At 71.3% G+C, this 12,955-nt stretch carries 11 protein-coding genes and 2 pseudogenes; 9 read left to right on the top strand and 4 right to left on the bottom strand.

What is annotated here, in order from left to right; genetic code table 11:
• Positions 1-104 precede the first annotated feature (104 nt).
• Genes AOK11_RS03170 through AOK11_RS46100 form a run of 4 tightly spaced genes read right to left on the bottom strand, consistent with a single transcriptional unit; the run spans position 105 to position 2,820 of the window.
• The gene (locus AOK11_RS03170; RefSeq protein WP_055592083.1) at positions 105-932 is read right to left on the bottom strand and encodes a GvpL/GvpF family gas vesicle protein; all 828 of its coding nucleotides are present in this window, start codon (positions 930-932) and stop codon (positions 105-107) included.
• Complete coding sequence (locus AOK11_RS03165) at positions 929-1,243, bottom strand: gas vesicle protein K (protein WP_055592082.1); 315 nt, start codon at positions 1,241-1,243, stop codon at positions 929-931. Before AOK11_RS03165 ends, AOK11_RS03170 begins: the two co-directional genes overlap by 4 nt.
• A 37-nt stretch (positions 1,244-1,280) precedes the next feature.
• Positions 1,281-2,243, bottom strand: a complete 963-nt coding sequence (locus AOK11_RS03160; protein ID WP_240497200.1) for a gas vesicle protein — start codon at positions 2,241-2,243, stop codon at positions 1,281-1,283.
• Complete coding sequence (locus AOK11_RS46100) at positions 2,233-2,820, bottom strand: gas vesicle protein (RefSeq protein WP_276204790.1); 588 nt, start codon at positions 2,818-2,820, stop codon at positions 2,233-2,235. The genes AOK11_RS03160 and AOK11_RS46100 overlap by 11 nt, the downstream gene beginning before the upstream one ends.
• Before the next feature lie 104 nt (positions 2,821-2,924).
• Between AOK11_RS46100 and AOK11_RS03150 the strand changes: the two are divergent.
• From AOK11_RS03150 to AOK11_RS43785, 9 genes and pseudogenes are all read left to right on the top strand, one after another.
• Positions 2,925-3,242, top strand: a pseudogene (locus AOK11_RS03150) (NAD-dependent epimerase/dehydratase family protein); the annotation flags it as partial.
• A gap of 353 nt (positions 3,243-3,595) precedes the next feature.
• Positions 3,596-4,570 carry a phosphotriesterase family protein gene (locus AOK11_RS03145; protein ID WP_055592080.1) on the top strand — a complete coding sequence of 325 codons (975 nt, stop codon included), beginning with the start codon at positions 3,596-3,598 and terminating at the stop codon, positions 4,568-4,570.
• A gap of 57 nt (positions 4,571-4,627) precedes the next feature.
• Positions 4,628-5,578: a phosphotriesterase family protein gene (locus tag AOK11_RS03140; protein ID WP_240497199.1), complete on the top strand. Its 951-nt coding sequence runs from the start codon at positions 4,628-4,630 to the stop codon at positions 5,576-5,578.
• 138 nt (positions 5,579-5,716) lie between these two features.
• Complete coding sequence (locus AOK11_RS03135; RefSeq protein ID WP_055592078.1) at positions 5,717-6,832, top strand: FAD-dependent oxidoreductase; 1,116 nt, start codon at positions 5,717-5,719, stop codon at positions 6,830-6,832.
• A gap of 4 nt (positions 6,833-6,836) precedes the next feature.
• Positions 6,837-7,760: an alpha/beta hydrolase gene (locus AOK11_RS03130; protein ID WP_055592077.1), complete on the top strand. Its 924-nt coding sequence runs from the start codon at positions 6,837-6,839 to the stop codon at positions 7,758-7,760.
• Positions 7,761-7,795: 35 nt separating this feature from the next.
• On the top strand, positions 7,796-8,737 hold the full coding sequence (locus AOK11_RS03125) for an MBL fold metallo-hydrolase (protein WP_055592076.1): 942 nt from the start codon (positions 7,796-7,798) through the stop codon (positions 8,735-8,737).
• A 26-nt stretch (positions 8,738-8,763) separates the two neighbouring features.
• Complete coding sequence (locus AOK11_RS03120; RefSeq protein WP_055592075.1) at positions 8,764-10,503, top strand: CocE/NonD family hydrolase; 1,740 nt, start codon at positions 8,764-8,766, stop codon at positions 10,501-10,503.
• 407 nt (positions 10,504-10,910) lie between these two features.
• Positions 10,911-12,491, top strand: a complete 1,581-nt coding sequence (locus AOK11_RS03115; protein ID WP_055592074.1) for a S8 family peptidase — start codon at positions 10,911-10,913, stop codon at positions 12,489-12,491.
• A 273-nt stretch (positions 12,492-12,764) separates the two neighbouring features.
• A pseudogene (locus AOK11_RS43785) lies at positions 12,765-12,955 on the top strand (DUF4190 domain-containing protein); the annotation flags it as partial.

Raw genomic sequence — 12,955 nt, 5'->3', positions numbered from 1 at the left:
GTCCCCCGGCCCCCGGTCCCCCGGCCGCCGACGGCCGTCACTTCAGGCAGGATGTCCCCACCGCAGCGCCGAGCACCGGCAAGGATCAGTTCGTTCACGGCCGCTCAGGGGGCCATTTCCTCCGTCCGGGCGCGGTGGCGGGTGTCGATGAAGGAGTACGGGGGCCAGGGGCCCAGGAAGCGGATGCGGACGGCGGGCTGCCGGGCCCGCAGTTCGGTCAGGACGGTGCCGACGGTGTCGATGTCCTCCCGCCGGACGAGCAGGGCGGCGCACAGGACGTCCGTCTCGCCCGTGACGCGGTGGGTGGGGCCGCGGTCGCGGTAGTCCTCGGCGAGGGACAGCAGCCGGTGCCTGATCTCGGCGTGCAGGGTGTCGGCGAGCTGTCCGGCCGCGTTGCGGGCCCGGTGCTCCCGCTGCTTGGCCATCAGTCTGCGCATGCCGGGCGACAAGCCGTCCGGCCCGCCCTCCGGTGCGTCCTCTCCCGCGTCGCCCGCGGTGGCGGCCGTACGGTCCACGGTGATGTCGACCCGCAGTTCGCACCGGCCGGCCAGGTCCTCCAACTGGCCCCCGATGTCCGCCGCCTGCTCGGTGACCCACTCCGTCAGGCGCCGTTCGGCGCTCCGCCCGGCCGCGGGCCGGTCCTCGGGTGACGGTTCGTCGGCGACCAGGACGTTGAAGGTCATCGGCAGGATGCTGCCGGTGCGTTCCCACACGGTGTCCACCGCCCGGCTCTGCTCCTCCACCCAGCGGCGCACCTGGTCGTCGCTGCCCTCGAGGGGGGCCGGCGCGGCGTCGTGCACCAGTGCCGCGACGGAGGTGCCGGGAACGCGCACCAGCCGCAGGGGGCGACCGTCGATCCCGGTGACACCGTCGGCCGCGTCGGGCCGGTCCGGGAGCAGTGCGTACACGTACAACGCCGTGTCCTCGGTCATCGGTCCGCCTCCTCCGCCCAGCGCTGCGGGTTGATCAGCTTGTCCACGACGTCGTCGACCACTTCGTCCAGTCCCCTGTGCAGGTCGGCGACCGAGGAGACGATGCCGTGGTCCTCCTTGATCTGCTCCATCGCCTCGTCCAGTTCCAGCAGGGCGTTCGCCAGGCGTTCGGCCTCCTGGGGGGTCAGGTCGTGGCCGTTCATGCGGCGCAGCGCCTGGCGGTCCAGCGCCTCCTGGATGACCTCCACCAAGGTGACCACCAAGGACAGCACCCCGTGTTTGAGGCTCTTCTCGTCGACGGTCAACGGCATGTCGGCTCTCCCTCCTCCTGCTGTCGTGCTCGGTCGCTCATCCGGCCGCCGCCACGGGCCCCGCCACGGGCCCCGCCATGGACCCCGTCGCGCGCAGCCGTTCCGTCCAGGCCGCCGGATCGTCCGCGGCCAGCCGCACCTCGTCGCCCGCGGTGGTGCGGACCGCGATGACGCTGCCCTCCCCGGCAGGGCTGTACGCGGGTACCCGCCGCACGGCGGTGATGTCCGCCGTGGACAGCACGAGCGCCGGCCGGGAATCCACGGGGGACTTCCACGTCAGCCTGTCGGCGGTCAGCCGTCCCTGGCCGCCGCGCCACAACGGTCCGCCCCGGCGCGGCTCGTGGTACCACAGGTGCCCCTCGGCGAGAGGCGGATCCTCCTCGGCGGAGGGCGTGAACGTGAAGGGGAGGGCGGGCGTCACGCGGCCCGCGCACGCCTCGGTGAGGAGGGCGTGCAGCTCTCCGGGCTCCCGGGCCGAGAGGCGTTCCCGACCGCCGTCGGCCAGAGCCACGTCCAGGCGCAGCCGTTCCTCGCCCCCGACCGTCCTCTCCGGTTCGAGCCGCACGGCGGCGACGGCGTCGAGTGCGGTCTCCCACAGGATCTCCCGTGGTTCGTCACGCAGGACGACGAGGCGCCGGTCGGTGAGGTAGACGGTGCCGGGCCGCCATCCGTGGTAGAGCCCCTCCGTCAGGAGGTGGCCGCCGCTCATCCGGCAGACGACGTTCTCGTCCTCCTTCAGGTCGAGGGCGCGGCGGGCGACGGACCGCTCGGCCCAGGCGCGGGTGTCCTCGTCCCAGTGGCGCATCATCCCGTACTCCAGCATCGTCTCCATCCCGGCGATGGCCGCCCGGAGGGAGACGCCGATCAACGGGATGTCGGCCACGGCGACGATCAGGTCCAGGTGCAGGACCGCGCCCTTGTTCAGCACGACTTCCAGCAGGTCGTCCAGGGTGACCCGCGGGTCCCGGGTGGGGCGCATCGGGGACAGGTCAGCCGTCACGCCGTTCCGCCTCGCCCTCGGCCGGGGCCGGTTCGGCCGCCCGGCGGTCCTGGTCCTCGTCGCTCTCGTCGCTCTCGTCGTCGGCGGGCTCCTCCCCGCGCGCGGTCACCGCCGGCCGGGTGTGCTCGGGGAGGTCCCGCATCCGGGCCTGCGCGCTGAGCCACCCGCACCAGGGGCACCACTTCTCCAGCAGTTGCTCGACCGGGGAGCGCTTGCCGCAGGCCGGGCAGCTCTCCTTCTCCTCGCGCGTGTCGCGCCACGCGGCGGTCTCCGTGTCCGTGCCGGACGGGAACTCCAGCCCGTAGCGGGCGGCCGTCTCGAAAGAGGCCAGCGCCGCGCGCAGACGGATGCCCAGCAGTTCCACCCCGGCCACCGAGACCATGATGTCGGCGTTGAGCACGAGGCCCTTGTCCAGCAGGGTCTCCACCACGTGAGCGAGGCTGCCGTCGCCGTCCCGCCGTGGCTGCATCGGGGACAGGCCCGCGCTCGGCGCCCCGCCCTGCGGCGGGCCGGACCGGGAGACCGCGGACGGGAATCCGCTGTCGCTCGGGGTGATCCTCTCGGGGTAGCTGCTCATTCCGCGCGTTTGTCCGCTCTCCTGTCACTTACACACCCTGGTCCGGGTGTGAGGGCGCGTGAACGGATCGATCCTCATGAACGGGGAGGCAACGGGGAGGCATCGCCGACCGCGTCCACGACATGAGCGCCTCCCCCTCGGACCGGGAACTCGCCGCCCTTCCGGTGGCCTACGGCACGGCGATGGGCATGCTGGAGCGCTCCCGCATCAGCGGCGGGGAGACGGTGCTGGTCACCGGGGCTTCCGGCGGCGTCGGACTCGTGCTGGTCCAGCTCGCCGCCGCACGCGGCGCGCGGGTGGTGGCGCTCACCAGCGCGTCCAAAGCGGCCGCCCTGCGAGAGGCGGGCGCCGCGGCCGTCCTCTTCCGGGAGGCGGATCCGGCGGAGCTGCGACGCCGGCTGGAGGAAGCGGCGCCCGGGGGCTGGACGCCGTCGCGGCCGGTACCTCAGCAGCCCCGCGCTCCGTCGACCACGGCCGGCCGGACCGGACCCGGCCGTCTTCGCGAAACAGGCGGTGTGAATTAGTACAATTCGGGCATCTTGCCCGGATGGAGTGCTCGCGACGGGGGCCCGCGCGGGTGACGCCCGACCGCCTTTCGGGGGTGTCGCCGCAGGGTGGGTGGGCTGTGTCGGACGCTCGATCCGCCTTCCGTGAATTGTTTTTTCGTGGTGTCAGTTTCATTGACGCCATGTAAAGCGAATGGCTACCTTGACATCAGCCACAAGGGTGCGGTGCGCCCCTGCGGCGTACCCCACCCCGGACACGTGAGGCAGGCATGAGCGTCGAGAGCAACACTGTGAACACCGTCCTCGGCCCGGTGGCAGCCGAGGAGCTGGGCGTCGTGTCGGTCCACGAGGCGCTGCTGTCGGTGGTCCCGGGCGCGGAGTACGCCTATGACGTCACCCTCGACCGTGCCGAGATCTTCGAGACGCTCGCCGCCAAGCTGAAGGACTTCCGCGCCCACGGCGGCGGCACCGTCGTCGACAGCACCGGCATGTTCCACGGCCGGGACGTCCGGTTGTACGAGGCCCTCTCCCGCACGACCGGCGTCCACATCGTCGCCTCGACGGGCCAGGGCCCCGAGGAGATGCTCGGCGGCTACTTCCTGACACCGCAGACCAACCCGCCGACGCCGTGGCCGGCCGAGAAGTTCGCCGACCTCTTTACCAAGGAGATCACCGAGGGCATGGTGGTGCCCCGCGTGGAGCGACGCGGCGCCGCCGGCCTGGTGGCCACCACCGCGACCCCCGACGGCATGACCGCGACCGACGAGAGCCTGTTCCGCGGTGCGGCCCGGACCGCGCTGAGCACCGGTGTCGCGGTCTCCATCCGTTACGGGAGCGACGCCCTCCACGACCTTGACGTCGTCCTGGACGAGAAGCTGCCCGCTGACCGCGTCGTCGTCGGCGGACTCGACCGCAAGGACGCCGTCGCCGCCGACGCGCCCCTCGAGATCGCCCGACGCGGGGCCTATGTGGCCTTGGACCACGTCGGTGCGCAGGACGACGCCCACCTCACCGATGACGAGCGTGCCGTTCTGGTCGCCGAGCTCGTGCAGGCCGGCTTCGGCAACCGGATCCTGCTCTCGAGCAGCGCGACCGGTGTGGCCAAGGGCCACTCCGGCAACGACCTGCTGTACAGCTACGTCCTGACCACCTTCGTCCCGCTCCTGAAGGCACGGGGTCTCAGCGACGAGGACACGCGGCGGATTCTCGTGGAGAACCCGCGCGACCTGCTGTCGGCGCGCTGAGCGCCGGCACGAGCGACCGTCAAGTCTCTTTTCTCAAAGGTGAGTGTTGTGTCGAGAGTGAACACCGTTCTGGGGCAGATCCCGGCCGAGGAGCTGGGTCTCGTGGCCGTCCACGAGCACATCGGCTACGGCATGCCCGGCTCCGAGCTGGACACGAAGTGGTGGAAGACCCCCGAGCAGCGGTACGAGGAGACCGTGCCGAAGCTGCGCAGGTTCCACGAGCTGGGCGGCGGTACCTTCGTCGACGCGACCGGCATCTGCAACGGCCGTGACGTCGACTACTACAAGTCGCTGTCCGCGAAGACCGGCGTCCACATCGTCGCCTGCACCGGCTTCGTCGGCGGGGACACCGCCCTGCCGCACTTCGCCCGGGCCGACGTGGACTACCTGACCCGCCAGTTCGTCCACGAGATCACCGTCGGCATCGGCGACACCGGCAGCCTCGCCGGTGTCATCAAGGTCGGGGTGAGCCGCGGGGGCCGTATGACGGACCTGGACAAGCGCATCTACCGGGCCGCCGCCCGCGCCTCGCTCACCACGGGCGTGCCGATCCTGACCCACCTCGCGATCGACGCCGAGAACGCGATCGCGATCTTCAACGAAGAGGGTCTTCCCCTGGACCGCGTCCTGTTCGGGCATGTCGACGACGGCGTGAACGCCGACAAGACGCGCGACGTCTGGATCGCGGAGCAGGGCGGGCGCATCGGCTTCGACACCTTCGGCTACGAGACCGAGCTGCCGGACCCGCCGTTCTGGGCCCGCCCCCGCCAGGAGCGGCTGGACCACTTCCTCCGGTTCATCGGCGACGGCCGGCTGCACCAGGTCCTCGCCTCCGCCGACGCCAACTGCAGCCCCCTGGGCTGGCCGGGCGTGAAGGGCCACACCGTCAACTACATCTTCGAGGACCTCATCCCGGACCTCCGCGCCGCCGGTCTCGACGAGGCCGCGATCAAAACGATCTTCGTCGACAACCCGGCCGACTTCCTGACCCTTCGGAAGTCCTCCTGACCCTCCGGAAGCCCTCCCGGCCCTCCGGGAACCTCCCGACCCTCCACGGTCTTCCCGGCCCTCACGGCCTTCCCGGCCCCCACGGTCTTTCCAACCCTTCAAGGTCTTCCTGACCCTCCAGAATCAGAGAGAACCACCATGCAGACCGCAGAACTGAAAAACCTGAAGATCGCCATCGTCGGTGCGGGATACGGCGGCGCGGCGGCCGCCAAGGCCCTGAGTCTGCTGGGCGCCGAGGTCGACGTCTACGAGCAGGCGAACCAGATCCGGGAGGTCGGCGCCGGGATCGGGCTGCGGCCCGCCACCATGAACCGGTTCCGCCAGTGGGGCGTCTTCGAGGCGATCGCGAGGGTGACCTCGCCCAGCGAGTACTTCGAGATCCTCACCGCCACCGGCGAGCCGATCATGAAGGAGGCGTGGCCGGCCGACGGCGCGCAGACCCGCACCCACCTGATCCACCGCGGCGACTTCATCGAGGCCCTCCTCGGCGTGCTCCCCGAGGGCATGGTGCACCTGGGCCACAAGCTGGAGAGCGTCCGGGACCACGGCGACCGCTCCGTCCTGACCTTCGCCGGCGGCAAGACGGTCGAGGCGGACCTGGTGGTGGGCGCCGACGGCATCAAGTCGGTGGTGCGCCAAGAGCTGTTCAGCGAAAAGGGCCCGGTCTTCTCCGGCGAGCACGCCTACCGCGCGGTGATCTCGGTGGACGACGCGCACGGCATGGTCACCGACGACAACCTGCGGATGTACATCGGCAGGGGCACCAAGGTCTACCTGCTGCCGCTGCGCCACCGCGGCCAGGTGTCGTTCGACATCACCGCGCTGTGCCCGGACGGCGCCTGGAGCCCCGAGGTCACCAGGGACGACGTCCTGGCGACGGTGGAGGGCTTCGACGAGCGCCTGGTCGCCATCACCCGCGGCCTGGACATGGCGAGCGTGAACGTCCGCGCGGTCTACGACATCGACCCGGTCGAGACCTGGCACTCGGACAGTGTGGTGCTGGTGGGCGACGCGGCGCACTCGATGCTGCACCACCAGGGCCAGGGCGCGAACTCCGCGATCGAGGACGCCGGCGCGCTGGCCGACGCGCTGCGCGAGGCGGACTCGGTGCGGGAGGCGCTGGCCCGCTACCAGGCCGTCCGCAAGCCGGAGACCGACAAGCTGCAGGCCATCTCGCGCCAGGGCTGGTCCGAAGAAGAGATCGAAGACGTCTTCCCGGGCCAGAAGCCCGCCGACGCCGCACCCAAGGAGTAACGGAATGCCCCTGCACCCCGAGATCGCCAAGTTCCTCGCCGGCCTGCCGACCCCGCCCGAGGGCCCGCTCGACCCGGTCGCCATGCGCGCCGCGGACGAGACGCACGTCGCTCCCCTCGAGGAGCGCCTGCCGCTCCACTCGGTCGAGGACGTGACCGCGCGGACGGCGTCGGGCGAGGTACCGGTACGGATCTACACGCCGGTCGAGGCCGACAGCCACGGCGTGCTGGTCTACTTCCACGGCGGCGCGTTCTTCCTCGGCAGCCTGAACACGCACGACCACGTCGCGCGTTCGCTGGCGAAGGAGACCGGGCTCAAGGTCGTCTCCGTCGGCTACCGCCTGGCGCCCGAGGCCGCCTTCCCCGCCGGTCTCGACGACTGCTACGCGGTCGTGCGCTGGGTCGCCGAGCAGGGCGAGAACCTGGCCTGGGACGGCACGACCCTCGCCCTCGCCGGCGACAGCTCCGGCGGCACCTTCGTCGCCGCGGTCGCGGCCAAGGCGCACGACGACGGTTTCGACCGGATCACGCACCAGATCCTCTACTACCCCTCGCTCGACCTGGACTTCGACGTCGACCGCTACGCCTCGCTGCGGGAGAACGCCGTGGGCTACGGCCTGGAGACGGCGGGGCTGAAGCCCTTCAACGCCTTCTACATCGACAGCGGCGCCGACCCCGCGGACCCGCTCGTCTCGCCGATCAAGCGGGCGGACCTCACCGGACTGCCGCCGGCCCTCGTCGTCACCGGGGAGTACGACCCGATGCGCGACGAGGGCGAGCTCTACGGCCGACGGCTGCGGGAGGCCGGCGTGGAGGCGACGGTGAGCCGGTACGAGGGCGCCGGCCACGGATTCGTCCAGCACTTCTCCTGGATCCCGGAGTACCACAGGGTCTTCGAGGAGACGCGCGACTTCCTCGGCCGGCGCTGACCCGGCCGGCCGCGTACGAGTTCGGAAAGAGGACCATGACGCACGCAACCCCCGTCCATCCCCTGGTCTCGCCGTGGGGCCGGTTCGGTCTCTACAGCTTCTTCATCGACGCACCCGAGCCGGCCGTCGTCGACACCGGGATCGGCTCCTCGCCCGCCGAAGGGATGGCTCCCGCCCTCGAGGCGATCGGGCGCCGGATCGAGGACGTGCGCTGGATCCTGCTGACCCACGGTCACATCGACCACGTCGGCGGGGCGTACGCCCTGTGGGAGCTCACCGGCCGACGGGCCCAGGTGGTGATCCACGAGGCCGACGCGCCGATGCTCCGCTCGCGGCGGGCCCACGTGGAGGAGTACCTCGCGGGACGGGGCCGGTACCTGGGCGACCCGGAGGGAGAGGCGAAGGCGACGGCCGCCGCGAACGCCGTCATCTCCGGCGAGATGGAGCCCACCCTGCTCGTCAAGGGCGGCGAGACCCTCTCCCTCGGCGGCGACGTCACCGTCTCGGTGCACTCGATACCGGGCCACACACCCGGATCGGTCGCCTACGTCGTCGACGGGCAGCGCTCGGTGTTCGTCGGTGACTCCGTGCAGGTCCACGGGGCCGCCAACGGCTTCCCCGGCTACACCGACCCGGTCGCCTACCGCGCCAGTCTGGAGTACCTGCGCGACGAGGTCCGTCCGCGGCACCTGTACCTCGGGCACCCGTACCGCCGCGCCGACGGCACGCCGTACGGCGTCGAACTCGACGCCGCGCAGGCCCGGGAGGCCATCGAGCAGAGCCTCGCCGTCGAGGGCCGGGTCGCCTCGGCCGCCTGCGGCTGCCTGGAGGCCGGCCTGCAGGAGACGGCCTCGCCGTACTCCCCGTTCGCCCGTACCGCCGAGGAGCTCGGCTACACCGGCGACCCCACGCTCGAGCCGTCGCCGTTCTTCACGTCGATGCACGGCTATCGCACGCAGTACCACCAGAACTCGTAGTCTCGTAGTACAGGAGCTTCGCACTCATGACCGACTTCCAGACGATCCGGGCGGGCCGGCAGGAGATCGCCGTCCGCAAGGATCTCCGAGTGCCGATGCGCGACGGTGTCCTGCTGGCGGCCGACACCTACAGCGGCGTCGACGACAAGCCGCGTCCGGCGCTCGTGGCGCTCAGCCCCTACGGCAAGGAGCTGCAGGCCCTCGCGCTCACCACGCCGCCGCAGCGGCGCCCCAGCCCGATGTGGGACGGCTGCATCGAGGCCGGCGACATCGCGCGCGTCGTCCAGGAGGACTACGTCCACGTCATCGGCGACCTGCGCGGCTCCGGCGCCTCCGAGGGCGAGCACATCGGCAACTACAACGCCGGTGGTGTCTCCCTCGGGCAGGACGCGTACGACTTCATCGAGTGGGTCGCCCAGCAGCCGTGGTGCGACGGCAACGTCGGCATGATCGGCATCTCCTACTTCGGCTCGATGCAGGTGCTGGCCGCGGCCGAGCGGCCGCCGAGCCTCAAGGCGATCTTCGTCAGCGGCGGTCACTACGACTTCTATGAGACCACCTACCACGGCGGCGTCATGTGGTTCATGCCGCGTGCCGCCCGTGAGGGCCGCGGTGGCGACTCCGGCTGGGCCTTCACCGACGGCGTCAAGTCCCGCATGCTCGAGACCTTCTCCCCCGAGGAGATCAAGGAGAAGGTCGCCGAGCGGCTGCGGGACCCGGACGTGGCCGCCTGGCCCAACCTGGTCCATGTGCTCAACTACCCGAAGAACCACGAGGCCTGGTTCGACATCGTGATGAACGAGGTCGACGGCGACTGGTACGAGGAGCGCAACCCGATCACGCTCGCGCCCCACATCGACATCCCCGTCTGGCTCCAGATCGACCAGGGCCGCGGCTGGACGATGGACGGCACCATCGAGCTGTACAAGTCGCTGAAGGGCCCGAAGAAGCTCGACATCGGCCCCTACCCGCCGATGCAGTCGCGCCCCTTCATCGAGGAGCACGACAAGATGTTCCGCTGGTACGAGTACTGGCTCAAGGGCATCGACAACGGGATCATGGACGAGCCCGCCGTCACCGTCCACGTCGAGGGCTCGCGCGAGACCGTCACCGGCGCGCAGTGGCCGCCGAAGGACGTGGAGTACACGTCGCTCTACCTGCGCCCGCGCCGCAAGCTGTCCTTCGAGCCCGAGCTCATGGGCGCCGAGTACGCCGCCCCCGACGGCTTCTACCAGGCGCCGCTGACGGTGACCGACAAGGTGGAGATCCTCAGCTGGAGCACCGCTCCGTTCACCGAGCCCACCGAGATGATCGGCCAGGGCGCGGCGCACCTCTTCGTGGAGATCGACCAGCCCGACACGAACTTCATCCTGCGCATGTGGGACGAGGCCCCGAACGGCAGGCGTCAGCTCATCACGACCGCCTACCTCAAGGCCTCGCACCGCGAGCTCGACGAGGAGCGCACCACGGAGGGCGACCCCCACCACCCGCACACCCGGGCGGTGCCGGTCGAGCCGGGGCGGATCGAGGAGTACGTGCTGCGCGTCTACCCGTTCGGCGCGACGTTCCTGCCGGGCCACAAGCTGGTCGCGGAGCTCTCCAACGCCGAGCCGCTGGCCGACGAGCACAACGCGCTGCTGCCGCCGGACGCCTTCCACCTGCCGGTGGGCCGCCCCGTCACCCACAAGATCTACCGCGACGCCGAGCACCCCTCCCGGCTCGTGCTGCCGTTCACGACGGTCACGGCGCCGGACGCGACCGGGTAGGGCTCTGCCCGCCACCACGAAGGAGAGCGGCGCGGCGGCTTCTGACGCGCCCTCACGACAACGGCCGACCGGCCGCCGTGCCCTCGGCGGCCGGTCGGCCGTTCGCGTCGTACACGGCTCGCCGCACCGTCCCGGCGACGTCGTTCTCCCGGCTCCGCGGGTTCCCCGGGCGGGGGAGGCCGGCGGGACGGTGAACGTGTCGTCCGCATGGCGGGGCTGTTTCGTTCCTGTGGGCCCTCTTGTGCGATTCCTGTGGACCCCTCAATCTTTCGACTGACGCAGGTAGTCGTTCCGACGTGACTATTGACATGGTCACGTCATTAATGTCCGGTTGTGCCCCCCACGCGGCACGTGCGTCGACAGCACCACCCCACGGCAACGCACCCCGACCGAGGAGGAACCCTCACATGGCGTTGATGCGTCACCCCCACCGAAGACTGGCCACCCTCGGCGTCGCGACCAGCGCGGCGCTCATGGCGGGCCTCGTCTCCGCGCTCCCCGCCGGCGCTGCCCCGGTCGCCGCCGAAGGCCCCATCCAGTACGAAAGCGCTGCGAACGCCGTCAGCGACAGCTTCATCGTGACCCTGAAGGCGGATCGGGCGAAGTCCGGCTCCGCCGAGGGCCGCGCCGTGGCGAAGAAGTACGGCGCCGAGATCGAGCGGACCTACACCAAGGCGCTCAACGGGTACGAGATCGAGGCCTCCGAGGCCGAGGCGAAACGTCTCGCCGCCGACCCGGCCGTCGCCTCGGTGGTCCAGAACCGCACCTTCCACACCACCGCCACCCAGGCCAACCCGCCCTCCTGGGGCCTGGACCGCATCGACCAGGCGAACCTGCCGCTGAACAGCTCGTACACCTACCCGGACTCGGCCGGCCAGGGGGTGACGGCGTACATCATCGACACCGGCGTCCACATCTCGCACAGCGACTTCGGCGGCCGCGCCTCCCACGGCTACGACGCCGTCGACAACGACAACGTCGCCCAGGACGGCAACGGCCACGGCACCCACGTCGCGGGCACCGTCGCGGGCACCGCCTACGGCGTGGCCAAGAAGGCCGACATCGTCGGCGTCCGCGTGCTGAACAACGCCGGTTCCGGTACCACCGCCGGGGTCGTCGCCGGCATCGACTGGGTCGCGCGCAACGCGGTCAAGCCGGCCGTCGCCAACATGTCCCTCGGCGGCGGCGCCGACAGCGTCCTCGACGCGGCCGTGCGCAACGCGATCAACGCGGGCATCACCTTCGTCGTCGCGGCCGGCAACGAGTCCACGAACGCCTCCACCAAGTCCCCGGCCCGGGTGACCGAGGCGATCACCGTCGGCGCCACCACCTCCACCGACGCCCGCGCCAGCTACTCCAACTACGGCTCGGTGGTGGACATCTTCGCTCCGGGCTCCTCCATCACCTCCAGCTGGCACACCGGTAACACGGCCACCAACACCATCTCGGGCACGTCCATGGCGAGCCCGCACGTCGCCGGTGCGGCGGCCCTGCACCTGGCCGCCAACCCCTCGGCCACCCCCGCCCAGGTCTCCTCCGCGCTGACCTCCGCCGCCACCAGCGGAGTCGTCGGCAACCCGGGTACCGGCTCGCCCAACCTCCTGCTGCGGGTCGGGCAGGGCGGCACCACCCCGCCGCCCACCGGTGACCGCTTCGCGAGCACCGAGAGCGTCGCCATCGCCGACAACTCCACCGTCGAGACCTCGATAGCCGTCTCCGGCGTCTCCGGCAACGCGCCCTCCGCCCTGGGCGTCGAGGTGGACATCACCCACACCTACATCGGTGACCTCCGGGTCCAGTTGATCGCCCCCGACGGCACGGCGTACACGCTGAAGGCGTCCGGCACCGGCGGCAGCGCGGACGACATCAAGACCACGTACACGGTCAACGCCTCCTCGGAGACCGCGAACGGCACGTGGAAGCTGCGGGTCGCCGACACCGCGACACGGGACACGGGCCGACTGAACGGCTGGGCCCTGCAGTTCTGATGTGACGGGGCCGGCCCGCGGGCAGGTGCCCGGCCCTTCGTCTCATTCCTCTCATGCCTCGTCCTCGTGGTCGGGCTCCGGGTCGGTGATCCGGGCATCCGCCACGGGGGCGAGGCGTGTGCGCGGAAGGTGCGCCGGCCCCGGTCCGGCCCGAACAGGGGTACCCCCCACTGCCCCGTTCGGCCGCGCTTACGATGCGCGGAGCCGCATGGCGGCCCGCCCCAGCGCACGCACCTCCCGCAGCAGCACGGCAGAACCAGGAGCACGGTACCCGTGTCCATACCCCCGCCCGCCGGGCCCCAGCAGCCCGAGGGCTCCCCGGGGCAGCACCCCCAGGGCCAGTACCCCACTCCGCAGCCCCAAGGGGCTTGTCCGCCACCGGAGCTCCCCCAGGGCCCGCACAGCCCTCAGGGGCCGGGCCCCTACGGCCCTCATGGCGCCCACGGCTCCCACGGCCCCTACGT

The organism is Streptomyces hirsutus (assembly GCF_001418415.1).
GTDB lineage: Bacteria > Actinomycetota > Actinomycetes > Streptomycetales > Streptomycetaceae > Streptomyces > Streptomyces hirsutus.
This window is presented reverse-complemented; position numbering and strand designations above follow the sequence as displayed.